Below are 24,966 nucleotides of genomic sequence, written 5' to 3' on the forward strand. Positions count from 1 at the left end.
CCCGACGAGTGAAGGCCAGATCGCCCGCCAGACAGCCGCGCAGCGTCGACAGGGCCGGCGTTCTCCGAACGCCGGCCCGCAAAGGCTAGTCGACGCGTTTATCTCCCATAAAGAAGAGCGCGACGGTACCCGGACCGGTGTGGGCGCCGATGACGGTGCCGATGTTGCTGATCTCGACCTTGCCCTTGAGCGCGGGGATGCGCTCGCCGATGAGGCGCGCGACCTCCTGGGCATCCTCGAGGCAGTCGGAGTGAGAGATGGCGCAGCGGCCGGTGTAGGCGGCGCCGTTCTCGACATGCTCCAGCATGTTGTCGACAACGCGCGCGATAGCCTTCTTCTTGGTGCGGATCTTCTCGCGCGGGATGAGCTTGCCCTGGTAGTCCACGTTCATGACCGGGCAGATCTTGAGCGCCGTGGCGATGAGCGCGCTGGTGGCGGACACGCGGCCGCCGCGCTTCAGACAGTCGAGATCGGTCACGAAGAACCAGTGGTTGAGGTTGAGCTTGTGCTCCTCGGTCCACTCGACGAGCTCGTCGAAGGGCATGCCGGCGTCGCGCTTGTCGGCCATGTACTCGACGAGCAGGCCGAAGCCCGCCGACGCGGCGAGCGAATCGATCACGCGGATCTTGCGCTCCGGGTACTTGGGCGCCAGCGTCTCGGCGGCAAGGCACGCGGAGTTGTAGGTGCCCGAGATGCCCGAGGACAGGCAGACATGCAGGATGTCCATGCCCTGCTCGAGGTAAGGCTCCCAAAAGTCGACGTACTCGCCCGTGCCGACCTGGGAGGTCTTGGCCTGGGTGCCCGCCTTGAGCTTGCCGAAGAACTCTTGCGGCGAGGTGGACTGGTACAGGTCGTCGGTGTAGGTGGCGCCGTTCATCTCGTAGTGGAAGCACACGTATCCGATGTTGCGATCGCGGAAGAACTCCAGCGGCATATCCGCCGTCGATTCGCAGGAAATCAGGTAATTGCCCATACGCACTCCTTCGTGATATTGCATCAAACCCCGCAGAGGGGTCTTCCCTGCCAACTCGGCATTATCTCACGACGACCTATTCCGTGGGCGCCTCAGCTTGCGCGGCGGAATCAATTCCAGAAAGGTCGACATCGAGCTTGAGCTCGGGCACGCGGGCGAGCTCCGCGAGCGTCACACCGTCCACGTAGTCGTCGATGGCTGCCTCGAGGCCCTGCCAGAAGCGGACCGTCGAGCACAGATCGGAGCGCACGCAGGAACCCTCGAGCCCCTCGCAGGCGACCGGCGCCGTCGCGCCCTCGGCGGCGCGCAGGATGTCGCCGGCACGCACCTCGTCGGCGGGGCGCGCCAGCATGTAGCCGCCGCCCTTGCCGCGCACGCTCTTGAGCAGGCCCGCCGACATCAGGGGGCGCACGAGCTGCTCGAGGTACTTAAGCGAGATGCTCTCGCGCTCGGCGACCTCGCGCAGGGCGATCTTGCCCTCCTCATCACCGAAGGCGGCGATGTAGATCATGAGACGCAGCGCGTAGCGGCCTTTGGACGATATCAGCATCGCAACCTTCCTCACGACATGACAGGTAGGACGGGGCCAGCTGTCATGATTTGCCCCGGGCGCGTCCCTGGCGCCGACGGCGCGGACAGCCGGGCATCTGTACTTGAAAAACGTGACAGTGGGCCCCGTCCTACCTGTCACAAGCCTAATCTTAGTGAAGTACTCGGAATAAGCTTGACTCTTTTCCGGTTCATCTTATCCTTATCCCGAGAGAATTCCTAGGGTTTACCCGAACTGTTCGAGGAAGGACATCCGATGTCAACAGACGCACTCCTCAGCGTGGCCGACCTGACCGCCTCGGTCGACGAGAAAACCATCCTCCACGGCGTGAACCTGTCCGTCGCCGCCGGCGAGACCCACGTGCTCATGGGCCCCAACGGCGCGGGCAAGTCCACCATGGGTCACGTCATCATGGGCGACCCCGTCTATACCGTGAACGAGGGCTCCATCACCTTCGATGGCGCCGACATCACCGAGCTCTCCTGCGACAAGCGCAGCCGCGCCGGCCTGTTCCTGTCGTTCCAGGCCCCGGTCGAGATCCCCGGCGTGCCGCTGTCGAGCTTCCTGCGCGCGAGCATTGCCGGCCGCCCCGGCCTCGAGATGAAGGGCAAGGAGTTCCGCCGTCGCGTGAAGGAGCTCGCCGCCCAGCTCGATATGGACACCGCCTACCTCAACCGCGAGCTCGGCGTGGGCTTCTCCGGCGGCGAGAAGAAGAAGGTCGAGATGCTGCAGCTCCTGCTGCTCCAGCCCAAGCTCGCCATCCTCGACGAGACCGACTCCGGCCTCGACGTCGACGCCCTGTCCGTCGTGTCCCGCGGCATGGACGCCTACCGCGCCAGCTGCGACGGCTCGCTCATCATCATCACGCACAACACGCGCATCCTGGAGCACCTTTCCGTCGACCGCGTCCATGTCATGGTGGGCGGCCGCATCGTGCGCGAGGACGACGCGAGCCTCATCCCCTGGATCGATGAGCACGGCTTCGAGTCGTTCGAGCGCGAGGCCGCAGGCAGCGTCGCCGACGACGAGCGCTAAGGAGGCCCGAACGTGGCAAAGCAGCGCACCGAGGTCGCGGACATCGACCGCAGCCTCTACGACTTCCGCTATGACGAGGAGGGCTTCGAGCGCCTGGACGCCGGCCTCACGCCCGAGATCGTGACCGAGATCTCGCAGCGCAAGGACGAGCCCCAGTGGATGCTCGACTTCCGCCTGAAGTCGCTCGAGATCTACAACCGCATGCCCAACCCCACCTGGGGGCCCTCCATCGCTGGGCTGGACATGGACCATATCGTCACCTACGTGAAGCCCAACACCGACCAGAAGGCCGATTGGGATTCCGTGCCCGACGACATCAAGAACACCTTCGAGCGTCTGGGTATCCCCGAGGCCGAGCGCAGTTATCTTGCCGGCGTGGGCGCCCAGTACGACTCCGAGCTCGTGTACCACAACATGCAGGACACGGCCTCCAAGATGGGCATCGTCTACTCCGGCATCGAGGAGGCGCTCCACGAGCCCAAGTGGGAGGCGATCATCCGCGAGAAGTTCATGACGCTCATCCCGCCCACCGACCACAAGTTCGCGGCCCTGCACGGCGCCGTGTGGTCGGGCGGCTCGTTCGTGTACGTGCCCAAGGGTGTGAAGCTCGACTTCCCGCTCCAGAGCTACTTCCGTCTGAACGCCGCCGGCGCAGGCCAGTTCGAGCACACGCTCATCATCGTCGAGGACGACGCCGACCTGCACTTCATCGAGGGCTGCTCGGCGCCCAAGTACAACGTGGCCAACCTCCACGCCGGCGCGGTGGAGCTCTTCGTGGGCAAGCGCGCGCACCTGCGCTACTCCACGATCGAGAACTGGTCCAAGAACATGTACAACCTGAACACGAAGCGCGCCCGCTGCGACGAGGAGGGCGAGATCGAGTGGATCTCGGGCTCTTTCGGCAGCCACGTGGGCTACCTCTACCCCATGAGCGTGCTCGCGGGCAGGAAGTCCAAGTCGAGCTTCACCGGCATCACCTTTGCCGGCGCGGGCCAGAACCTCGACACCGGCTGCAAGGTCGTGCTCGGCGCGCCCGACACCACGGCGACCGTCGAGACGAAGGGCATCTCCAAGGGCGGCGGCATCCAGACGTTCCGCAGCTCTATCGTGGCCACGCCTGCGGCTGAAGGCTCTGCCGCCACGGTGTCCTGCCAGTCGCTCATGCTCGACGACGAGAGCCGCTCGGACACCATCCCCTCGATGGATATCCGCGCCAAGAACGTCGACATCGGCCACGAGGCCACGATCGGCCGCATCGGCGACGACAAGATCTTCTACCTCATGAGCCGCGGCATCTCCGAGGAGGAGGCCCGCACCATGATCGTGAACGGCTTTGCGAACCCAGTTTCCAAGGAGCTGCCGCTCGAGTACGCCGTCGAGATGAACAACCTGATCAAGCTCGAGATGGAAGGGGCGATCGGTTAGATGGATGCCCTGACGATACGCAACGCGAGCGCCATGCCCGCACCCACCTGGGGCTGGCTGCGCATGAACGATACGAAGATCGAGATCCCGGTCGACCTCGAGCGCATCCGCGCCGTGACCGTGGAGGCCGACGAGGACCTCACCGAGACCCACGCGAGCTTCGAGGGCGCGGTGGCCGATCTCCAGAAGCGCGTGGACGCCGCCCGCGGCGACGCCGAGGACACCCGCGCCTGCGTGCGCGCCGCCCAGCGCGAGACGGAGAGCCTCGACGACCTGGACACCCCGGCGCTGTCCGCCTACCAGCTGCGCGCCACGCGCGACGAGATCGCAAACGACGTCGCCGCCGCCTTCGAGACCGGCGTGCATGTCGATGCGCGCTCCTACCTGAACTTCCTCGCGGGCTCGACCGTCGTGCTCGCCACCGAGTCGGGCGACGATGAGGCCGCTGTCGTGCGCGTTGCCGGCGAGGCCGGCGGCGCTGCCGGCGCGAGCGTCGACGTCGTCGCCGCGGCCGACTCCAGCATCGACCTCACCATCTCGCTCGACGGCAACGCTGCCGGCAGCGATGCCGCGGGCCTCATCGGCTCCGAGCTCCGCGTGTTCGCCGGTGCCCGCGCCCGGGTGAGCGTCACCGTCTACATCACCGCCGACGCCGGCTTCACCGTCATCGACGACGCCGGCTACGTGCTCGACGAGGGCGCCCGCGTGGACGTGCGCCACATCGTGCTCGGGGGCGGCCGCACCTACACCGGCCTCGCCTCCGACCTGCGCGGCGACACCGCGCGCATGGAGATCGGCACGCGCTACCTTGCCTCCGGCACCGAGCAGCGCGACTTCAACTACGTCATCCGCCATCGCGGGCGCAAGACCATCTCGAACATGGATGCCAACGGCGTGCTCACCGGCACCTCCAAGAAGGTGCTGCGCGGCACGATCGACCTCATCCACGGCTGCAAGGGCTCCGAGGGCTCCGAGCGCGAGACCGTGCTTCTGGCCAACCAGGGCGTGGACAACAAGACCGTGCCCGTCATCCTGTGCGACGAGGACGACGTCGCCGGCAACCACGGCGCCACCATCGGTCACGTGCGCCCCGAGCAGCTGTTCTACCTGGGCTGCCGCGGCCTTTCGCAGGAGGCAGCCGAGGCGCTGTTCGTCGCCGCCAAACTCGAGGACGCCGCGCTTTCCGCCCCGGACGAGCAGATCCGCGCCAACGTGGTGCGCCTGGGCTCCGCCCTCATCGATGATTTCGCAGATTTCGAAGAGGAGATCGCATGATCGACATCGCGTCGAATCCCTATAAGGCCGACTTCCCACTGCTTGCCGGCAAGCCCGAGATCGCGTTTCTGGACAGCGGCGCCACCGCGCAGCGCCCCGCCTGCGCCCTCGACGCGCAGCGCCGCTTCTACGAGACCATGAACGCCAACCCGCTGCGCGGCCTGTACTCGCTGTCCGTCGAGGCCACCGAGGCCATCGCGCAGGTGCGCGAGCAGATCGCCCGCCTGCTGGGCGCGGTGGACGAGCGCGGCCGCGCGACTGCGCGCGACATCGTGTTCACGCGCAACGCGAGCGAATCGCTGAACCTCGTGGCCAAGTCGTTCGCGCCATGCGTGCTCGAGCCGGGCGACGAGGTTGCCATCACCATCATGGAGCACCACTCCAATCTCATCCCCTGGCAGCAGGCCTGCCGTGCCGCGGGCGCCACGCTCGTGTACCTCTATCCCGAGCAGGACGGCGCGATCACCGACAAGGAGATCGCCGCCAAGGTGGGCCCGCGCACCAAGATCGTGGCTGCCGGCCATGTGTCGAACGTGATGGGTGTCGAGAACCCCATCGCCAAGCTGGCCGAAGCCGTGCATGCGCAGGGCGGCTACCTGGTTGTCGACGGTGCGCAATCGGTACCCCATATGGCCGTCGACGTGCGCGCGCTCGGCGCCGACTTCTACGTGTTCTCCGCCCACAAGGCGCTCGGCCCCATGGGCATCGGCGTGCTGTGGGGTCGCCATGAGCTGCTCGAGCAGATGCCGCCCATGCTCACCGGCGGCGAGATGATCGACTCGGTGACCGAGCAGGATGCCGTCTGGGCGCCCGTGCCCGAGAAGTTCGAGGCCGGCACGCAGGACGCTGCCGGCATCTACGCCACCGGCGTCGCGCTCACCTACCTGACCGAGACCGTCGGCTACGAGGCCGTGGCCGAGCGCGAGGCGGCGCTGATCGCCTACGCTATGGAGCGCATGGCCGAGCTGCCTTATGTCGACATCATCGGACCCGCTGAGGCGGCGCGCCATCACGGCGTCATCAGCTTCAACGTCCGCGGCATCCATCCGCACGACGTAGCGAGCATCCTCGACATGAGCGGCGTGTGCATCCGCGCGGGGCATCACTGCGCCCAGCCGCTGCTCACCTGGCTTGGCGTCGAGAACCTCGCCTGCTGCCGCGCGAGCCTTGCCTTCTACAACGACAAGAGCGACGTCGACCGCTTTGTCGACGGCCTCGCCACCGTCTGGTCCACCTTCAACGCGTAAACCGACAAGTTGGTGCCAGGTGCAAACTTGTCACCAATCCGAGGAGCACTCATGGGCAACCTTTACACCTCTACCACCTTCATGGAACACAACTCGCACCCCGACTACAAGTACGAGATGGACTCCCCCACCCACGAGCACGACGGCATCAACCCCAGCTGCGGTGACGAGCTGACCCTCCAGCTGCGCGTAGAGGACGGCGTGATCGAGGAGGCGAGCTTCACCGGCCACGGCTGCGCCATCAGTCAGGCGAGCGCCGACATCATGGCCGAGCTCATCACCGGCGAGACCGTCGAGGAGGCCAAGCGCCTCTCGGGGCTGTTTTTGGCCATGATCCGCGGCGACGAGCTCACCGAGGAGGACTACGAAGACCTCGACGAGGCCGCGCAGCTGAAGGACATCTCGCACATGCCCGCCCGCGTGAAGTGCGCCGAACTCGCCTGGCGCACCCTCGACGGCATGCTGTGACAGTTAGGACGGTTCCCAGCGTCATGCTTTTGCGCCGAACCGGCCTCATCTCGAGCCTTGCGCCCAAGATGAGGCCGGTTTTTTGCTACTGAACGCACGGGCGCATCAGCCACACGAGACAGGCAAGCACGGCGCCAACCATCAGGGGTATGAAGAAGATGCACCAGCCGAGCGCGGCGAATACGGCTCCCACCAGCGCAAATCCGACAAGGATCGCGCCAGAGAGGACAAGCGTGCGCTTTCTTATCCACGTCTGAGCAAGCTGGGGCATCTCGGGATTCGCCGCAATCACCGCATAGGTTGCCGGCAACTCCGTTACGGCTCTCACCGCTGCGCGCTGTTCGGACTTCTCCCTATTGCGCTCGTTATACCGACCGATATCCATCCCTCTCACCATGAGCTCCGAGTAGATGAGCGGCCACAGCGCCGCCGCACCCCACGCGCAGAGGGAACACAGACCGCCATTTACATGGCAGAGCAGTGTCGATTTGATCGCACATGCGATGATACCGATGACGGCCGCGCCGGCAGCGAACACGCGGGCGCGGTGCATGAGCCTCTGCGCGCCAGAACGCTGCTCGTCCGTGTAGAAATCCTCGATGTAGGGAAAACGCCCTCGGAATCCCATATCCCGATACAGGGCAACTGCCATCAAGGCGATTCCGGCAAGAGCACCCGCAACGAGCGCGGGCAGGCCAAACGGGCAACATTCAAGCAGCCGACTTGAAAACGACAGGGAAGCCCGCTCGACGCCGATGAAGTGCGACATCGGCGATGTACCGAACAATACTGCGAGCGATAGGGCGGGAATGGCGACAGCCGTGGCAACCATAAACGCATGGACGTGCACGTGCCGATCGTAGCCGCACACATCAGCCGCCCTCGACGCCATGGGAACGGTGAGCTCTCGCCGGACGGGAACGCCCGTCAGGTCGCCGCGCACCAGCTCATCGAGATCGCACTCGAAGATGTCGCTCAGCCGCACCAGCTTATCCATCTCGGGATACGCCCGCCCCGACTCCCATTTCGAGATCGCCTGTCGGCTCACCCCCATAAGCATCGCCAACTGCTCCTGCGTCATATTGCGTATCGATCGCAAGTGATGAAGATTGTCGGAAAAGCTCATGGTCCGCTCCTTTCGACGTCGCTTTCCTTATCCCCATCCTGCGTGCGCGTCAGCGGTTGCGCCACCACCTTCCGGTTGCGTTTGGTTGCATGTGAAATTACCCTAGAGGTTTTTTCACGCGGGCGATGACACCACGACCGATGCCGGTCATGCGCTCAATCTGCTTGATACTCATGCCAGCGCCCCGCATCCATGCAATACCCTGGTTGCGCACAGGGGAAGCAGCTCTTTTAAGAGAATCGGGGCTCTCAACTCCCAAATCTCTCGCAACAGCATTGGCAATCTTGAGGGCTTCGGAATCTTGTAGCCGTACCGGCCCCTCGAAACCCGTCTCATACTCACAACCCCCGCAGCACAGCTCCATCAATCCGGTCGCACCGCCCAACATCGACAGGACCAAATCCGTGTCGCACATACCGGCTGCCCCTAGATACTCCCGATAACTGCTCCATGCGTACTCGTCGACGCGCGCCATGCCCGCTTTAACGGGATTGAGATGGATATAGCGCACCGTAGCGAGTAAATGCTCGTCGCTCTCGACTGGCTCGCTAAAGAACCGTTGCTGAAACACGTGTCCGACATGGCTGGTGCGAGCATTGAAATAGCACGCATATCCGGTAAGAAGACGGTGCATGGCTTCGCTCAAACGTCCGTGATCATCCTGCAAGAGCAAATGAACATGATTGTCCATCAAGCACCAAGCCAAAATCGAAACTCCATGCTCCATCATGACGTTTCGAAGCATAGAGCAGAACCTTTGTCGGTCGTGATCATCCTCGAAGATTATCTGCCTTCCGTTTCCACGCGCGACAACATGGTACAAACCGGTCTCTGATAGCTGGCGCGGATGACTCGTCATATCGAACCCCTTTCGCTCCTCCCCACCATGTGAAATAACGCTAGAGGTTTTTTCACGCGACAGGTCGACGTTGTTGAGACGGAAGGTACCCAATACATCGAGATGTAGTCACAATTTATTTATTTTTTCTTCTCTGGTCTTATTCATATCAAACAAATAACTGACAGGCAGCGAACAGAGGGCAGCGGGCGTGAGAAAAAACCTCAGGCCTTATTTCACGCAAGAAAAAGCCGCCGCCCGGCACGAAACCGGACGGCGGTGCATAGAGGTGAAAAAACCTCAGGCCTTATTTCACGCTACTCGTTGAGAGCGGCGTTGACGGCGACGGCGCACGCAACGGTGCAGCCGACCATAGGGTTGTTGCCCATGCCGATGAGGCCCATCATGTCGACGTGCGCAGGCACCGAGGAGGAGCCGGCGAACTGGGCGCTGGAGTGCATGCGGCCCATGGTGTCGGTCATGCCGTAGGAGGCGGGGCCGGCAGCCATGTTGTCAGGGTGCAGCGTACGGCCGGTGCCGCCGCCGGAAGCGACGGAGAAGTACTTCTTGCCAGCCAGGACGCGCTCCTTGAAGTAGGTGCCCGCAACGGGGTGCTGGAAGCGCGTGGGGTTGGTGGAGTTACCGGTGATCGAGATGTCGACGTTCTCGTGCCACATGATGGCAACGCCCTCGCGGACGTCGTCGGCGCCGTAGCAGTTGACCTCGGCGCGCGGACCATCGGAGTACGGAATCTTCTCGACGATCTTCAGCTCGCTGGTGAAGTAGTCGAACTCGGTCTTCACATAGGTGAAGCCGTTGATGCGGGCGATGATCTGGGCGGCGTCCTTGCCGAGGCCGTTCAGGATAACGCGCAGCGGCTTCTTGCGGGCCTTGTTGGCGTTCATAGCGATGCCGATGGCGCCCTCAGCGGCCGCGAAGGACTCGTGACCGGCCAGGAACGCGAAGCACTCGGTGTCGTCGCCGAGCAGCATGGCGCCCAGGTTGCCGTGACCCAGACCGACCTTGCGGTCCTCGGCGACGGAGCCGGGCACGCAGAAGGCCTGCAGGCCCTCGCCGATGATAGCGGCGGCCTCGGAAGCGCTCTTGGCGCCCTTCTTGATGGCGAGAGCGCAGCCGAGGGTGTAGGCCCACTTGGCGTTCTCGAACGCGATGGACTGGACGTCCTCAGTGATCGCGCGCGGATCGATGCCCTTGTCCTGGCAGATCTGCAGGGCCTCCTCGAGGGAGGAGATGCCGTTCTCGGCGAGGCACGCGTTGATCTTCTCGATGCGGCGCTCGTAACCTTCGAAGCTAACAGCCATTGTTCTTTCCCTCCCTTTCTACTCGTGAACCGGGAACACGGACTCGACGGTGTGGGTCTCCTCGTCGGTACGAGGATCGATGTACTTGGCAGCGGCCTCCCACTGACCATAGTGACCCATGGCGCCAGCGATGGCGTCCTCGGGGGTGGCACCCTTCTTGAGGGCGTCGGTGAACTTACCGAGGTTCAGGAACTCGAACGCGATGATCTCGTTCGCGTCGTTGAGGGCCATGCGGGTGACGTAGCCCTGGGAGAGCTCGAGGTAACGAGCGCCCTTGGCCTTGGTGCCGAACATGGTGCCGACCTGGGAGCGCAGGCCCTTGCCGAGGTCGTCAAGGGAGGCGCCGACGGGCAGGCCGCCCTCGGAGAACGCAGTCTGGCTGCGGCCGTACACGATCTGCAGGAAGATCTCGCGCATGGCCACGTTGATGGCGTCGCAGACGAGGTCGGTGTTCAGGGCCTCGAGGATGGTCTTGCCCGGAAGGATCTCGGAAGCCATGGCCGCGGAGTGGGTCATGCCCGAGCAACCGAGGGTCTCGACGAGGCACTCCTCGATGATGCCCTCCTTGACGTTCAGCGTGAGCTTGCAGGCGCCCTGCTGGGGAGCGCACCAACCCACACCGTGCGTGAGGCCGGAGATGTCCTTGATCTCCTTAGCCTGCACCCACTTGCCCTCCTCGGGGATGGGCGCGGGACCGTGGTATGCGCCCTTGGCGACGGGGCACATGTTCTCCACTTCTGCTGTGTACTGCATGCCTCTCCTCTCTTTCGTGTTCAATCCCCGCCTGCTCAAGGCAGCCTGAAGCGGACGGGGCACTGACATGCAGAATCATTTTAACGCGAAAGGGGCACAGGGAATTCGGCGAACGTAGATGATTTCTGAGGGAAAGGGCCGAATCGGCAAGCGCATTGATAAACGTCCCGGATGCCGGCGGCGCCGAGCGCGAGATGCCCGGGGCGCCGCGGCCGGCAAGCCTTGGGATTCCCGTGGTCCCCGATATCGAGTGCAATCGTCTGCGCGCTTCGGGGACAATGGGGTGGCAACGCCGCTTCGCTCTCCCAAGGAGGCTCCTCATATGCACGGAATCGACGCTCTCTTCGACACCGACGTGCTCGTCATCGGTTCGGGCATAGCGGGGTGCTGCGCCGCGATCGAGGCCGCCCGAGCTGGAGCGCGCGTGGCGGTCGCCTGCATGGGGCGAAGGTTCTCAGGCTCGAGCTTCTTCCCTGGCACATGGGGCCTCGGCCTCATCGGACCCGAAGACGACACGGACGCCGCCGACCTTGCCGACACCATCTGCCGCGTGGGCTGCGGCGTCGCGGACCGCGCGCTCGTCGAGACGCTTGTCGAGGGCATCCGCCCCGGGATGGCCTGGCTGGAAGAGCTCGGCGTGGAGCTTGCGCGCCCCGCGAACAGCGAGTCTGCACGCGAGCAGGCGTTCATCCCCTGCTTCGACCACAAGAACCGGCTGTGGCGCGGCCTCACGCGCCGCAGCACCGAGCAGGCCTTCGCGCGCGAGCTCGAGCGGCTCGACGTGACGGTACTTGAGCGTTGCGAGCTTATGGACCTTACCGAGTGTGATGAATCCGGGACCCGGCGCATCGTGGGCGCGGTGGTGTTCGACCACCGCGCCCAGCGCGCACTCCGCATCGATGCGCGCGCCGTGGTGATAGCCGCCGGCGGAACAGGCGGCCTGTTCGAGCGGAGCCTCACCTCGCGCGACGTTCTGAGCTCCTCTCACGGCATCGCCGGGGCGCACGGCTGCGACCTCGTGAATATCGAGTTCATGCAGATGATGCCCGGTCTCGTCTGGCCCAAGACGGGCATCGTGTTCAACGAGAAGAGCTTCCGCTTTGCCCATATGGAGCCCGAGCTGCCGCGCGACCTGCTCGAGATGCGCTCGGCCTATGGCCCGTTTACCTGCAGGCTCCCCTCCTATGCGATCGACCTTGCCATCGACCGCGCGGGAGCAGACGGCCTTGCGATTCGATACCGCTTCCCCGAGCACGATGTGCCCGAGTTCGTGCAGACGTTTTGCGACTGGCTCGAGCGGGAACAAGGAATCGCTCCGACCGACGAGCTGCGCGTGGCCATGTACGCCCATGCGGCAAACGGCGGCATCCGCATCGACCAGGACGGGGCGACCGGGGTTGCGGGCCTGTTCGCCGCAGGCGAGGCCACGGGCGGCATGCACGGCGCCGACCGCATCGGCGGCTTGTCGAGCGCAAACGGGCTGGTGTTCGGCAGGCGCGCGGGACGCAGCGCCGCGGAATGGGCGCAGCAGGAACCGGCAAGGAGCGCGGAGGCTCAGGGCATCGATGCGGCCGCGATCATCTCAGACGGTATAGCTGAGCAGACGGCGCACGACCTCACCGCGCGCCTGCGCTCCACGATGAGCGCGCACTGCATGATCAACCGGACGGATACCGGGCTGACGTGCGCACTGGACGATATCGCAGCGATCCGCAGCGAGCTTCTGGAGGCATCGGAGAACGCGACCGGCTCCGACGCCAGCTGGGCACGCGCCCGCAGGCTCGAGTCGCAGCTCGCGCTCGCCGAGGCGATGGCGAGCGCCATGAAAGCCCGCCGCAAAAGCCTAGGCTCCCACTACCGCGTCGATGATGACAGTTAGGACGGTTCCCAGCGTCATGCTTTTGTGCCGTGTGCGGCAAAACATGACGCTGGGAACCGTCCTAACTGTCATGAAAAAAGCCCCATTTGCTGGGGCGATCAATTAGATGGGGTGGACCGTCAGGGATGTCGGCCGCCGCTTTGCGGCGACCTCCCGCTGCGGAGGCCTGCGGCCTCCTTGCGACCCATGCTGGCAAATGCTCGCGCATTTGGCGCAGCATGGGGCCCTGCGGGTTCGAATCCCCTGCACGGGGCCGAATATGAAAAAGCCCCATTGCTGGGGCGATCAATCAGATGGGGTGGACCGTCAGGGATTCGAACCCTGGACCTTGGGATTAAGAGTCCCCTGCTCTAGCCAGCTGAGCTAACGGTCCGTATGTGCCTCGATGTGAGGAAAAGCATGGATGGTGGACCGTCAGGGATTCGAACCCTGGACCTTGGGATTAAGAGTCCCCTGCTCTAGCCAGCTGAGCTAACGGTCCATGACATGCTGCATGCAAGAGAGCGGATGGGGTGGGTAAAGGGACTCGAACCCTCGACCTACGGGACCACAACCCGTCGCTCTAGCCAACTGAGCTACACCCACCATGTGCTGCTCCTCTTGCAAAGCGTTGATTATTATGCACGGATGCCCGGGTCTATGCAAGCACTTTTTGGAAAAAAGTGTCGGCATGATGAATACCCAGCTAGTCCGCTATTTTGCGCCGATCTCTCCCCCGTCGGCGCACCACAAGCGTCCGTAGCGCAACACCCGCAGCGGCTCCGCAGCAATCCAGCAGAACGTCGGTCACCATACCGGAACGCCCCGGCACGAACAGCTGGATGCTCTCATCCAGCGAGGCGACCAGCGCCAAGACGGCACCAATCAGCAGGATGCGGCTCCTCGTGCGCCTGGCACCGGGATCGAGCGCCGACGACGCGAGCACGCCCAGCACCGCGTACTCCGTAAAGTGCGCGACCTTGCGCACGAGCAGGTTCGTGACCCAACCGCTCACCAGGCCCAAAGAATCAAGCACGAAGCGCAGCGCCTCGACTACCGATAGGCTCGCATGGCTGCTCCCCATGCCCGGTACGGTCGATGCGCCCCAGATGAGCGCGATCATGGCGCAGGAAGCGATGCAGAACGGTAGCGAGACGCCGCGCTCTTCAATCGAACGAAAGCGAGGCAAAACGGATTACGCCTCGGCGGTATAGCGCGGCATGGCCACCGTGCCGCCCTGGATGACGCGCAGGTACTCGCGGCTCGTGGTGCGCACGCTCTGCGACGGGACGCGGTTGAACTCCTCGTCGATGATCTCGTTGACGCGCATGTGGACGCCCGTGTCGCGTGCGCCCTCGGCAATCGCGCTCATGCGGGCGCGGCCGACGGCATCGGTGTCCTCGAGCACCGTGTCGTAATCATCGGACCAGGGGATCTTATCGAGGCCGTCGAAGATCTTGGCGATTGGACCGTCGTCCTCGTCGAGCAGCTGGGACTCCTGGGGAGCAACCGCCGGCTGGACCGGGGAGGCCGCCTCATGCGCGCTGTCCTCCTCGGCGAGAATCGCGAGGGCCTTGGCCCACATGTCCTCGTGGCCGCTGTAATCGACCATGGGAACTTCGACCTCGGGCTTGGGCTCGGCTGCGGAATCGGTCGCAGGGGCGCTCGCCACCTTGGCCTCCGCCGCCTGCGCGGACATGAGGGTATCGGTCGCCGCACGGGCCGCTGCGGACGCCGCGGCAAGGGCAACCAGCACGTTGGTGTCATCGATACCGGCCATACGGAAGGCCGGGGACGCAGGAGCGGGCTGCTGCGCATCGACCGTGATGGCGGGAACCTGCGAGGCGGGAACGGCGGACGCGGGCTGCGGTGTCGCAGCAGGCGCCGCGGTCGCAACCTGAGCAGCCGGCGTCACGGGGACCACGGGGACCACGGGCACCGCCGATGCGGCGGGAACGCCCGGCGCGACGGGCGGCTGAGCCTGCGCACGGGCAACAGCCTGGATGCGCATGTAGGTCGCCGTCTCCTCGGGACCGACGGTAACGCCGCCCCACGCAGGGGCCGCCTGGGCAACCTGGGCCGTGCGGGCAGCAGGCTCGCTTTGCACCGCCTGCGTCTGCGCGGTCTGGTCGGCGCTCGGCGTCGCCTGGGCCTGAGCGGTCTGCGCGGTGCCGCGCGCCATCTCCTCGAGCGCGATCTCGTAGATGTCCTTCGACTTCAGGGGATCGCAGCTCACCGGGGAGTCGGACGAGAGCAACGAGTCGATCTCGGCCCACGCCTCGGCCTCGGACAGCGCATCCTGAGCGCGCGCGATCACGGGAACGCCCTTGGGCGTCGCCTGGCGGGCGGTGCTGAACAGACCGTCGGCAACGCGGTTATCGGACATGCGGCGCTTCTCCGCGCGCGCCTGCTTGGCGCCGCGCCGGTCGGATGCGGCAACGTGGTCGTCGATCGCCGTCGCGATGGCATGGATGCCCACGCCCGCAAGGGAGCCGACGGCAAACGGCACGAGCGCCGTCGTGACCGTAGCGTGAATGTCATCAAATGGAATCGTCGCGGCGAATGCGGCCGCAGAAACTGCGATGCCGGCGCCGATCGAAAGCCCAGCAGTCAAAGCGCGATGCGTGTGCGTCGAAGATTCCATGGGGCGCTTCCTCCGTCTCAAATCCCTACCATCAAGCGGCACGCCGCCGGCAAGCCGGGGCGCGCATGCGCGCGTTCGCGGGAAACGTGGATTGTGTAGCTTAGGAAGCCTGCGCTCCAAGCAACGGATGTGGTTCGATTCATCTGCGTTTTCCGTCGCGACCGTTAGGGCTATTATGCGATAACACCTGCGCATATGCAATATAACAACGGCGGACGTACTGCTGTTTCAATCGGCGTCGAAAGGTTGCCACATACCGGTTGCCGAAAGGCCGCGCGCGCAAGGTGTGCGATGATAAAACGAGCGCGCGAAGCGCACCCTTCGACCAAAGGAACCAGCATGCCCACTATCGCCATCGTCACCGGCGCCTCCTCGGGCCTCGGCAGGGAACTCGTCCGCCGCATCGACCATGGCGATGCGGGTGCGATCGACGAGATCTGGGTGGTGGCGCGCCGTCCCGAGCGGCTCGACGCCCTCGTGCGCACCTGCTCGAAGACCGTGCGCCCCTTCTGCCTCGACCTCACCGATCCCGATTCCTACGCCATGCTGGAGTCCGCCCTGCTCGAGACTCCGGCTGCGCGCGTGGCGCTGCTCGTCAACAACGCGGGCGCAGGATCGTTCGGCGACTTCGCGGGCATCCCGCGCGAGGAGACGGAGAACATGATCTCCCTGCTCATGCGCGCACCGGTCGAGCTCATCTACCGCACGCTGCCCTTCATGCGGCCCGGGTCGCGCATCATCAACATCGCGAGCGTCGCCGCGTTCCTCCCCCAGCCGCGCCTGGCCGTGTACTCAGCTGCCAAGCGCTTCATACTCGACCTCTCGCGCTCGCTCGACGCCGAGCTCGGCGATATCGACATCCATGTGACGGCCGTGTGCCCCAAGTTCATGAAAACCGAATTCCTCGACGCACCGGGCGATGCCGGCGCCGCGCAGCGCATGACGCGCATCGGATTCGAGAGCGTGGAGCAGGTGGCCCAGGCTGCCCTGCGCGCCGCGAAGGCGGGCCGCAGCCTGTGCATCCCCTCGGCGGATATGAAGGCGCTCTACGCCCTCACCCGCGTCGTGCCCTATCGCACCGCGCTCGCCATCGAGCGCGCGATCGGCATCCTGTAGCGCGGATACCGCACGCAACGCAAAGGGGCCGGCACCTCACAGCGAATGCGAGGTGCCGGCCCCTTTTTGGCGTGATGAAAAGCGCAAGGGCGCCTACATGGCCTCCGGGTAGTCCGCAGCCTTCTTGGCCGTGCGAATCAGGAACTCCTCGTTGGAGTTCGTGCCCTTGAGGCCCTTGATGAACGACGCGGCGGCGCGCTCGGTATTGTTCATGCCGGCGAGCACGCGGCGGATGCCCCACACGAAGGGACGCATGTTCTCGGGGATGAGCAGGTCCTCGTTGCGCGTGCCCGAGGCGACCGGGTCGATAGCCGGGAAGATACGGCGGTCGGCAAGATCGCGGTCGAGCTTGAGCTCCATGTTGCCGGTGCCCTTGAACTCCTCGAAGATCACCTCGTCCATCTTGGAGCCGGTGTCGATGAGCGCGGACGCGAGGATGGTGAGCGAGCCACCGTTCTCGATATTGCGCGCGGCGCCCAGGAAGCGCTTGGGCGGATAGAGCGCAGCGGAGTCGACGCCACCCGACAGGATGCGGCCCGAGGCGGGCGCGGCCAGGTTGTAGGCGCGCGCCAGGCGCGTGATCGAATCGAGCACGACCACGACGTCCCCACCCATCTCGACGATGCGCTTGGCGCGCTCGATCACGAGCTCGGAGACGCGCGTGTGGTTGTCCGCCGGCATATCGAAGGTCGACGCCACGACGTCGCCCTTGATGGAGCGCTCCATGTCGGTAACCTCCTCGGGGCGCTCGTCCACCAGCAGGCAGATCAGATGTACCTCGGGGTTGTTGACGGCGATGGACTGGCAGATATGCTTCAGGACCGTCGTCTTGCCCGCCTTGGGCGGCGAGACGATAAGGCCGCGCTGACCCTTGCCGATCGGCGAGACGATGTCGATGGCGCGACCGGTGATCGAGTCGCGGCCATGCTCCATCTTGAGGCGCTCGTTGGGATAGATCGGCGTGAGCTCGGCGAACTTGGGTCGGGTGCGCATCTGCTCGGGATCCACGCCGTTGACGGTGTGAATCTTCGCCAGACCGGGGAACTTGTCGTTGGCGCGGCTGGGACGCAAGGTGCCCGCGATGAGGTCGCCCGCGCGCAGGCGCGCGGCACGGATGAGGTTCGCGGGAACGAAGGCGTCGTCGCGGCTGGGCATGTACCCATGGGCGCGGATGTAGCCGAAGCCCTCGTTGGTGATGTCGAGGATGCCCTCGATATCGCGGAAGCCCTCGGCGCGGGCGGCGACGGTGTAGACCTCCTCGACGAGCTCGGCCTTCTTCTTGCCGGTCACGTCGATGTCGAGCGAGCGCGCCTTGTCGCGAAGCTCGGCCACCTTCATGGCAGAGAGCTCGTCGCGCGAAAGGCTCGGCTCGGTCGGAGCGTTGTAGCGGTCCTTGCGCTTGTTGTTGCGGCGCTCGTTGCGGTCGGCACGGTTGTTGCGACGGTCGTTGCGATCGCCGCGGTCCTTGCGGCCGTTGCGGTCGGAGCGGTCGGCGTGTTCGCCCTCGCGGCGCTGCGTATGGCTGCGGCGCTCGTGCTGAGTGCCCTCCGCCTGCGGCGCCTGCTGCTGGTCTGCAGCCTCAGCGCGCTCGCCCTCCGCCTTAGAAGGCGCGGCCTGAGCCTCGCCGGAAGCATCCTGCTGCTTCTTGCGACGGCCGCGGCCGGGACGGACGTCCGTAGCCTCGGCGGCCGGAGCTGCCTGGTCCTGAGCCTGAGCGGTACCGGCTTCGGGAGCACTCGCCTGCGGGGCATTGCCTTCTCCGGCAGATGCAGCCTGCTGCTGGGCAAGCAGCGCCGCCGCAGCGGCGGCAGCGGCGCGCTCGGCCTCCACATAGGCCTTCGGCTTGCGCCCACGGCGGTGCGGGCGAAGGGCCGGGTCGACCTGGATCGCAGCCATCATCTCGGGCGTCACGCCCTCGGGCATACCAGCCGGTGCGGTAGCCGCGGCTTCCGTGGCGGGAGCCTCCTCGGCATCGCGCTTCTTGCGGGGACGCCCGCGCTTGGGCTTTTCGGGCTTGGCTTCCGCATCCTGCTCGGCAGACGGCGCCGCCCCGAGCAGCTCTGCCGCGGCTTCTGCCTCGCGGCGCTGCTGGCGCACCAGCTTGGCCTGCGACACCTGGGCCAGGGCGCGGGCCTGGGCGACCTCGGCGGATACCTCCTCGGCTGCCGCCTCCTTTGCCGCATCGCTCTTCGTCGTGCGGCGCGTGCGGGTGCGGCGCGGCTTTTCGGCCGCAGGGTCCGCCGAAGCGGAGGCGGCATCATCCGCCTCCGCCTTCGGCTTGCGACCGCGACGGCGGGGCTTTTCCGCCTCTGCGGACGCTTCGGCAGGCGCCGGGGCCTCAGCGGTCTTCCGGCGCTTCACCTCGGTTTCCGCAGGCTCTGTCGCAGGAGCCTGGGAAACCGTCTCGTTCGAAATCGTCTCGTTGTGATCGTCTGCCACTATGCCTGCTCAACTACTTTCTTCCAGTCGGCCTCGAAGCTGGCGAGACCCTGATCGGTCAGAGGGTGCTTGACGCACTTCTTGAGGGCCGCGAACGGCACCGTGGCGATGTCGGCGCCCAGCAGCGCGGCCTGGGTCACGTGGTTGGGGGTACGCACCGAGGCGGTGATGATCTCGACCTTGTTGTCGACGTTCTTGCCGTGCCAGTCGTAGTTCTGGATGCAAGCGACGACATTGGCGAGCTGCGAGATGCCGTCGTCTCCGATGTCGTCGAAGCGGCCGACGAACGGGGAGATGTAGCGGGCACCGGCGTTAGCGGCCAGCAGCGCCTGCGGGGCGGAGAAGACGAGCGTCATGTTGATGCGGACGCCCTCGTCGGCCAGCGCGCGGCAGGCGGCGAGGCCGGCCTCGCACACGGGGAGCTTCACGACGATGTTGGGAGCGAGGCCAGCAAGGCGGCGGCCCTCCTCGATCATGCCCTCAGCCGTGGTCGCGGTGGACTCGGCGGAGACGGGCAGACCCTCGCAGAGCTCGGCGATCTTGAGCATATGCGGCTCGAAGTCGGCGAGCTTGCCACCCGTGCGGGCGTACAGCGACGGGTTGGTGGTCACGCCGGCGAGGCAGCCCCAACTCTTGGCCTCGGCGATCTCGTCTAGGTCAGCGGTGTCGATGAAGAACTTCATTCCCAAACCTCCTTATATGTTGCCGCAATGCGGCATGTACCCATGATTGGAGAGATAACGTCAGGCAATCTATACCCGACGCACGTCGCCTGAAGACATCGGCGACTAAGGAAACGTGCATTTTGAAAACTGGATGTGCTCGGTAGCAGCAAGGCCACTATACCACAGACAATCTTTTGTGCGAATTGCGAGTTGGTAGATATCACTCAGCGCGCAGGGCGAACCGCTCAAACGGAAAGCGGCGGCGATTCCACTTGGGGAACCGCCGCCGCTTGGCTTATAGATGTGAGGCCACGCCGGGCTTACCAGGCTGGCTGACCGCCCTGGGCAAAGGCTAGCGCATGTTCGAGCGCTTGCGCTTGGCCCCGACAGCGAGGCTAGCCGCGAGAACCGCCGTGCCGCACGCCGCGATGCAGGCTACCTGCCAGGACTGGTCTCCGGACTGGGGCAGGTCGTTGCGGTTGGTGCTGCCGGCCGAGGAATCGCCCGCAGCGCCGGGACGGTCGGCGTCGGCGCCGGCATCGGGAGTGACGGAGTCATCCGGCGTGCCAGGCGTGTCCGGAGTGTCCGGACCCTCAGGTGTGTCAGGATTCTCCGACGTATCAGGCTCGTCGGGATCCGGAGTGTCCGGGTCCTCGGGATCCTCCGGCTCTTCGGGAGTATCCGGCGTGTCGGGATCGTCAGGATCCTCAGGCATGTCGGGGTCATCCGGATCGCCGCCCGGAGTAGGCGACGGCACCGGCGCGTCCACCGCAACAAGTTCGTCGCCATCACCGATCACGGCATATCCTGCAGAGAGCCACGTGCCGCTCGCATTCTGGGTCGTCGTGTTATCGACGCAGAAATCGTTCCATCGGCATTCACCGTAAACGTGAAGCTTCCCTGAATGAGCTTGTAGCCACTGGGCGCCTCGAGCTCGGAGATTTCGTAGGTCTCCCCCGCCTTCATGCGCGGCAGGCTGATCGTGCCGTCGTCTCCGACCTCGACGGTCTTGGTCGACTCAGTCGAGCCATCAGCGAATACGCCCGTGATCTCGAACGTCGCACCAGCCAGCTTCTCGCCGCGCAGGTTCACCTTATCAAGAGAGAGCTCGATAGGAGTATCGGTCACAACGATCGAGATGACGCCCGGATTGTCATCAACCACCAGATACGAGCCGCTTCCGCCCTCGCCCAGAGTAGCGGAGCCGTCTTCGGGAGCGTCAACGATGCTGATGGAGCCATCCATTTCGATCTTGAACTTCACCGTTCCAGCCAGCTCGTAGCCGGCGGGCGCGGCGTGTTCGGTCAACTCGTACGTATTACCGGCAATGAGGATGCTCGGGACGATAGCGACCTTGCCGGTTTCGCCATCCGCCTGGAACACGTCGAGCGCCTCGCCCTCTGCAAGCGCAACGCCCTCCGGCATGTCGACGGTAAAGTAATCACCCGGCTCGATGGCCAAACGGTCATCGCCCTCGTCACCGGCAGCAGGATCGAGCGTGAACTCAAGCTCAAGCTCGCCATCAACCGCCTCGGGCAGCATGCCAGCAAGACGCTCCGCCGCGCTCTCGCTCTCCCCCGCCTCGGTATCGGAGTCAGAAGCTGCAAACGCATCGACCTCAGCGTCGGCACCCGGCTCTGCCTCTTCGCCCGTAGCACCATCATGCTCGGCAACAAGAACCGCAAGCGCATCCATATCGATCTCGAGCCCATGGCTCGTCAGCACCAGGCTCTCGACATCGCCCGTCCAGTCGTACGGAAGCGTGGAATCCTCCGCACCTTCCCCCGAGCCGCTCTCCTCGGTATTCTGGTCATCGCCATCGGTCGAAGGCAGCGTCGAAGTAGCCGCATCGCCCTCGACAAGCGGGGTCACGATCGCCTTCGGCTACGTCTCCTCCACCGTCTGCGCGAACGCGACGCTCACGCCGCTACCCAGCAGCGCCTGGCTGCAGAGCGTCGCCGTCAGCACCACGCTGACCGCGCGGCGCCAGTGCGCGGCAACGCCGCTTTTCGCCGTCTCGACCGACTCCGCAAGCGCATCGCGCAGCGTGCGGCCACGGTTCTCGTCCTGAATCCATCCCATAGCTATTTCCCCCGATATCGGGCTTGCGCCCCATCAGTTTGACTACGCATAGAACAGCCGCCATAACGGACAGCGGCATTCCAAATTACCGTAGCATCCAACGAAGACGCCCACAATGGATTCAGACACTGATTGATACCACTACCTGCGCAAACACGGTAATTACATACATCGTTTGACACCCTGATATGCCATCGCCGCACAGGTACTTTTCAAGAAAAAAGGACCCCGCAAACCGCGGGGTCCCCAAAACATTCGCTATGTCGCTCAGAACTACATGCGCGTCGGAGCGGAAACACCGATCAGCGACAGGCACAGCGCGATGACCGAGCGCACGGCGTCGCACGCGGCAAGACGCGCGCGGACGAGCTCGGGATCGACCGGATGGCCCTCGCTCGGCAGCACCTGGCAGGCAGCGTAGAAGCTGTGGAACGCAGAGGCGAGCTCCTCGACGTAGTGCGTGATGCGGAACGGAGCACGATCTCGGGCAGCGCCGGCGATGAGGTCCTGCAGCTCGGAGAGCTTGCGGGACAGTGCGAGCTCGGTCGGGTCGGAGAGCAACGCGTAGTTGACGTCGCCGTAGATGGCCTTGACGGCCACGTTCTCCATACCCATGAGGTCAGCCTGCTCCGGCGTGACACCGGCGGCCTTGCGCAGGATGGAGCAGATGCGGGCGTGCGCGTACTGCACGTAGTACACGGGGTTGGACTGGCTCTTCTCCTTGACGGCATCGATGTCGAAGTCGATGGTCTGGTTGGAGGAACGGGACACGAGCGTGTAGCGGGCGGCGTCGGCGCCGACCTCGTCGATGAGCTCGCGGAAGGTGATCATCGTGCCCTTGCGCTTGGACATACGGACCGGCTTGCCGGAGCGCAGCAGGTTCACGAACTGGCCCAGCGGCACCTCGAACTGGTTGGGGTAGCCCAGAGCGTCGCAGACGGCCTTGACGCGGGCGATGTAGCCGTGATGGTCGGCACCCCAGATGTCGAGGACCAGGTCGACGCGCTGGAACTTGTTCCAGTGGTAGGCGATGTCGGACGAGAAGTAAGTGTAGTCGCCGTTGGACTTCTTGATGACGCGGTCCTTGTCGTCGCCGAAGGCGGTGGACTTGAACCACAGCGCACCGTCATCGGTGGTGTAGAGGTAGCCCATCTCGTCGAGCTTGGCGTAGGCGCGCTCGACCGGGCTGGTGCCCGTCCAGTCCTTCTGATACATGGTGCGCTCGCTCATCCACACGTCGAAGTCGCAGCGCACGTCGTGGCAGGTCTCCTTCATGTCCTTGAGCATCTTCTGGTAGCCGCGCTCACGGAAGCTGAGCATGCGCTCCTGCGGATCGGCGTTCACCCACTTGTCGCCATCGCTCTTCCAGAAGGCAGCGGCCTCGTCGATGATGTAGGTTCCGCCGTAGGAGTCCTTGCCCAGATCGGCAGTGAACTCATCCATATAGGGATGGCTGTCGAGGTGCTCGTCGGCCTCGTCCTGCACGTAGTTGTCGCGGTCCTGAGCCAAAAAGTCGCGAGCGGCGTCGATGTCGCAGCCCTGCTTCTCCATGATGTCGGCAAGCTGCATATAGCGCTTAGAGATGGAGTTGCCGAAGGTGTTCATCTGGTTGCCGTAGTCGTTGATCCAGAACTCACGCTCGATGTTGTAGCCGGCATGCTCCATCACGCGGCACATGGAGTCGCCGAGCGCGGCCCAGCGGCCATGGCCCACGTGCATGGGGCCGACGGGGTTCGCGGACACGAACTCGACCTGGGTCTTGATGCCCTTGCCGACGTTGGACTTGGCGAAGTCCATGCCCTGCTCGCGCGCCTCGGCGAACACGGCGTTCTTGGCGGCGACGGACAGATAGAAGTTGATGAAGCCGGGGCCGGCGATCTCGACCTTCTCGATCACGGGATCGGCGGGCAGGTGAGCCGCCACGGCGTCGGCGATCTTGCGCGGCGCGCAGTGGGCAAGCTTGGCAGACTTCAGCGCCATGGTGGACGTCCACTCACCGTGAGAAGTGTCCGCCGGTCGCTCGATGCCGCAATCGTCCAGCTCGAACGCGGGAACGTCGCCCGCCTCGATCGCCGCAGCGAGGGCGGCGCGCACCAGCTCTTCGATCTTCTCAGGCATGGGTCCTCCTCCATGTAGGGCCTCGCCGCGCTCGTATCGCAGCGAGCTATAGGCTTAAACGTGCCCAATACTCTAGCACACCGCATTGGAGTCCCCGCAATCTGCACGTCAATCTGCGCAGATTGTGCTGCTGGGAGCGGCCGTACTGTCCGCTTTGGCGTAAGATCGATATGTCGCGCGTGCGATATGGCGCGGCACCCCGGATGCACGCTCTGAGTGCGATGCCGCCCGTAACGTCGCAAAACGGTGGCCGCCGTCGGGAAAAATTATAATTGATACCCGTTTTCCAACCGAATCCAACACTGAAGCTGACAGGGTGGACAATAACCAGCTCAATTGTGCTCATATTGTGTTGAGGTGCAGCAAAACCGCACGTAGACGTGCTATTCTTATACGAGCTGTAGCTTATGAGTTGGAGGAAGCATGTTTCGTATCGGAGAGCACGTAGTCCACCCCGGCCAGGGCGTCTGCACCGTCGTCGACTATGAGGATGCCCCCGCGCCGATGATCGTCTTGGAAGCCAAATCGGGGCACGCCAAGACCCGTCTTCTCTATCCCGTCGCGCAGGCCGATCGCCTGCACACCATCATCTCCAAAGAGGAAGCCGAGGCGCTTATCGAGCGCTACGACACCCTTGAGTGCGATCCCTTCACCGAGCGCAACAGCTCGCTTGAGGAGAGCTACTTCAAGGCGCAGATCAAGCTCGGCGCACCCGAGACGCTGCGCGTAGCCAAAACCATGCGCCGCCGCATCAACGACGCGGAGTCGCGCTCCAAGAAGCCGAGCAGCTACTACCTGCGCATCCTCAAGGAGGCGAAGCGCCGCTCCATCGAGGAGATCGCCGTCGCACTCGATGTGAGCGAGGAAGACGTCGACGCGCGCCTGCACGCAGCGGCCGTTGCCGCCGGCGAACTCTCGGAAAACTGACGCGTCTTCGGGCGGCCCTGCGTGGGCCGTCTTGCAACCCGCCTTGTGGTACAGTACGAGGTGTTAAGCCTCCCCCTTCACCGGATGGGGGATCAAAGGTGCCCG

Annotated in this window: 22 protein-coding genes and 3 tRNA genes; 8 read left to right on the forward strand and 17 right to left on the reverse strand. The window is 64.7% G+C overall.

Annotated elements, in window-relative coordinates; translation table 11 throughout:
- Nucleotides 1–85 precede the first annotated feature (85 nt).
- On the reverse strand, nt 86–973 hold the full coding sequence (locus H6A16_RS03900) for a DegV family protein (protein ID WP_204616317.1): 888 nt from the start codon (nt 971–973) through the stop codon (nt 86–88).
- A 76-nt stretch (nt 974–1,049) separates the two neighbouring features.
- Nucleotides 1,050–1,523: an RrF2 family transcriptional regulator gene (locus tag H6A16_RS03905; protein ID WP_204616319.1), complete on the reverse strand. Its 474-nt coding sequence runs from the start codon at nt 1,521–1,523 to the stop codon at nt 1,050–1,052.
- A 255-nt stretch (nt 1,524–1,778) separates the two neighbouring features.
- Between H6A16_RS03905 and sufC the strand changes: the two genes are divergently transcribed.
- Genes sufC through sufU form a run of 5 tightly spaced genes read left to right on the forward strand, consistent with a single transcriptional unit; the run spans nt 1,779 to nt 6,973 of the window.
- Complete coding sequence (sufC, locus tag H6A16_RS03910) at nt 1,779–2,558, forward strand: Fe-S cluster assembly ATPase SufC (RefSeq protein WP_204616322.1); 780 nt, start codon at nt 1,779–1,781, stop codon at nt 2,556–2,558.
- Nucleotides 2,559–2,570: 12 nt separating this feature from the next.
- Complete coding sequence (gene sufB / locus H6A16_RS03915) at nt 2,571–3,983, forward strand: Fe-S cluster assembly protein SufB (protein WP_204616324.1); 1,413 nt, start codon at nt 2,571–2,573, stop codon at nt 3,981–3,983.
- The gene (locus tag H6A16_RS03920) at nt 3,984–5,258 is read left to right on the forward strand and encodes a SufB/SufD family protein (RefSeq protein ID WP_204616326.1); all 1,275 of its coding nucleotides are present in this window, start codon (nt 3,984–3,986) and stop codon (nt 5,256–5,258) included.
- Nucleotides 5,255–6,505 (forward strand): aminotransferase class V-fold PLP-dependent enzyme, encoded by a 1,251-nt coding sequence (locus tag H6A16_RS03925; protein WP_204616327.1) that lies wholly within the window; start codon nt 5,255–5,257, stop codon nt 6,503–6,505. The genes H6A16_RS03920 and H6A16_RS03925 overlap by 4 nt, the downstream gene beginning before the upstream one ends.
- Nucleotides 6,506–6,556: 51 nt before the next feature.
- Complete coding sequence (sufU, locus tag H6A16_RS03930) at nt 6,557–6,973, forward strand: Fe-S cluster assembly sulfur transfer protein SufU (protein WP_204616328.1); 417 nt, start codon at nt 6,557–6,559, stop codon at nt 6,971–6,973.
- An 85-nt stretch (nt 6,974–7,058) separates the two neighbouring features.
- Here sufU and H6A16_RS03935 read toward each other — a convergent pair whose 3' ends face one another.
- From H6A16_RS03935 to H6A16_RS03950, 4 genes are all read right to left on the reverse strand, one after another.
- On the reverse strand, nt 7,059–8,099 hold the full coding sequence (locus H6A16_RS03935; RefSeq protein ID WP_204616329.1) for a helix-turn-helix domain-containing protein: 1,041 nt from the start codon (nt 8,097–8,099) through the stop codon (nt 7,059–7,061).
- Nucleotides 8,100–8,196: 97 nt separating this feature from the next.
- Nucleotides 8,197–8,958 (reverse strand): REP-associated tyrosine transposase, encoded by a 762-nt coding sequence (locus H6A16_RS03940; RefSeq protein ID WP_204616330.1) that lies wholly within the window; start codon nt 8,956–8,958, stop codon nt 8,197–8,199.
- A gap of 296 nt (nt 8,959–9,254) precedes the next feature.
- Complete coding sequence (locus H6A16_RS03945; RefSeq protein WP_204616333.1) at nt 9,255–10,259, reverse strand: GGGtGRT protein; 1,005 nt, start codon at nt 10,257–10,259, stop codon at nt 9,255–9,257.
- Nucleotides 10,260–10,277: 18 nt separating this feature from the next.
- Nucleotides 10,278–11,012 carry an iron-sulfur cluster assembly scaffold protein gene (locus H6A16_RS03950; protein WP_204616335.1) on the reverse strand — a complete coding sequence of 245 codons (735 nt, stop codon included), beginning with the start codon at nt 11,010–11,012 and terminating at the stop codon, nt 10,278–10,280.
- A gap of 322 nt (nt 11,013–11,334) precedes the next feature.
- Between H6A16_RS03950 and H6A16_RS03955 the strand changes: the two genes are divergently transcribed.
- Complete coding sequence (locus tag H6A16_RS03955; protein ID WP_204616337.1) at nt 11,335–12,891, forward strand: FAD-dependent oxidoreductase; 1,557 nt, start codon at nt 11,335–11,337, stop codon at nt 12,889–12,891.
- Nucleotides 12,892–13,190: 299 nt separating this feature from the next.
- On the opposite strand, the gene H6A16_RS03960 is transcribed toward H6A16_RS03955, so the two are convergent.
- From H6A16_RS03960 to H6A16_RS03980, 5 genes are all read right to left on the reverse strand, one after another.
- Nucleotides 13,191–13,264: transfer RNA gene (locus H6A16_RS03960), tRNA-Lys, on the reverse strand.
- 31 nt (nt 13,265–13,295) lie between these two features.
- Nucleotides 13,296–13,372, reverse strand: a tRNA-Lys gene (locus H6A16_RS03965).
- 27 nt (nt 13,373–13,399) lie between these two features.
- Nucleotides 13,400–13,476 (reverse strand) — tRNA-His (locus tag H6A16_RS03970).
- Between the two features lie 100 nt (nt 13,477–13,576).
- On the reverse strand, nt 13,577–14,059 hold the full coding sequence (locus H6A16_RS03975) for a VanZ family protein (protein WP_239458183.1): 483 nt from the start codon (nt 14,057–14,059) through the stop codon (nt 13,577–13,579).
- Between the two features lie 6 nt (nt 14,060–14,065).
- Nucleotides 14,066–15,514, reverse strand: a complete 1,449-nt coding sequence (locus H6A16_RS03980; RefSeq protein ID WP_204616338.1) for a hypothetical protein — start codon at nt 15,512–15,514, stop codon at nt 14,066–14,068.
- A 339-nt stretch (nt 15,515–15,853) separates the two neighbouring features.
- On the opposite strand from H6A16_RS03980, the gene H6A16_RS03985 reads away from it, so the two are divergent.
- Nucleotides 15,854–16,630: an SDR family NAD(P)-dependent oxidoreductase gene (locus tag H6A16_RS03985; protein ID WP_204616339.1), complete on the forward strand. Its 777-nt coding sequence runs from the start codon at nt 15,854–15,856 to the stop codon at nt 16,628–16,630.
- 93 nt (nt 16,631–16,723) lie between these two features.
- On the opposite strand, the gene rho is transcribed toward H6A16_RS03985, so the two are convergent.
- The 6 genes from rho to argS form a co-directional block, all read right to left on the reverse strand.
- On the reverse strand, nt 16,724–19,069 hold the full coding sequence (gene rho, locus H6A16_RS03990) for a transcription termination factor Rho (RefSeq protein WP_342589711.1): 2,346 nt from the start codon (nt 19,067–19,069) through the stop codon (nt 16,724–16,726).
- Nucleotides 19,069–19,752, reverse strand: a complete 684-nt coding sequence (locus tag H6A16_RS03995; RefSeq protein WP_204616340.1) for a transaldolase family protein — start codon at nt 19,750–19,752, stop codon at nt 19,069–19,071. Before H6A16_RS03995 ends, rho begins: the two co-directional genes overlap by 1 nt.
- Before the next feature lie 334 nt (nt 19,753–20,086).
- Nucleotides 20,087–20,533: a hypothetical protein gene (locus H6A16_RS04000; protein ID WP_204616341.1), complete on the reverse strand. Its 447-nt coding sequence runs from the start codon at nt 20,531–20,533 to the stop codon at nt 20,087–20,089.
- Nucleotides 20,530–21,606 carry a SpaA isopeptide-forming pilin-related protein gene (locus tag H6A16_RS10975; protein WP_204616344.1) on the reverse strand — a complete coding sequence of 359 codons (1,077 nt, stop codon included), beginning with the start codon at nt 21,604–21,606 and terminating at the stop codon, nt 20,530–20,532. The genes H6A16_RS04000 and H6A16_RS10975 overlap by 4 nt, the downstream gene beginning before the upstream one ends.
- Before the next feature lie 12 nt (nt 21,607–21,618).
- Nucleotides 21,619–21,816: a hypothetical protein gene (locus H6A16_RS04010; RefSeq protein WP_204616346.1), complete on the reverse strand. Its 198-nt coding sequence runs from the start codon at nt 21,814–21,816 to the stop codon at nt 21,619–21,621.
- A gap of 273 nt (nt 21,817–22,089) precedes the next feature.
- A complete protein-coding gene (gene argS / locus H6A16_RS04015; protein WP_204616348.1) occupies nt 22,090–23,934 on the reverse strand; it encodes an arginine--tRNA ligase in 1,845 nt (614 codons plus the stop codon).
- Between the two features lie 423 nt (nt 23,935–24,357).
- Here argS and H6A16_RS04020 point away from each other — a divergent pair, with 423 nt between their 5' ends.
- Complete coding sequence (locus tag H6A16_RS04020) at nt 24,358–24,861, forward strand: CarD family transcriptional regulator (RefSeq protein WP_204616355.1); 504 nt, start codon at nt 24,358–24,360, stop codon at nt 24,859–24,861.
- The last annotated feature ends 105 nt before the right edge of the window (nt 24,862–24,966 follow it).

This window comes from Collinsella tanakaei, assembly GCF_016900375.1.
In the GTDB taxonomy this organism is placed as follows: domain Bacteria; phylum Actinomycetota; class Coriobacteriia; order Coriobacteriales; family Coriobacteriaceae; genus Collinsella.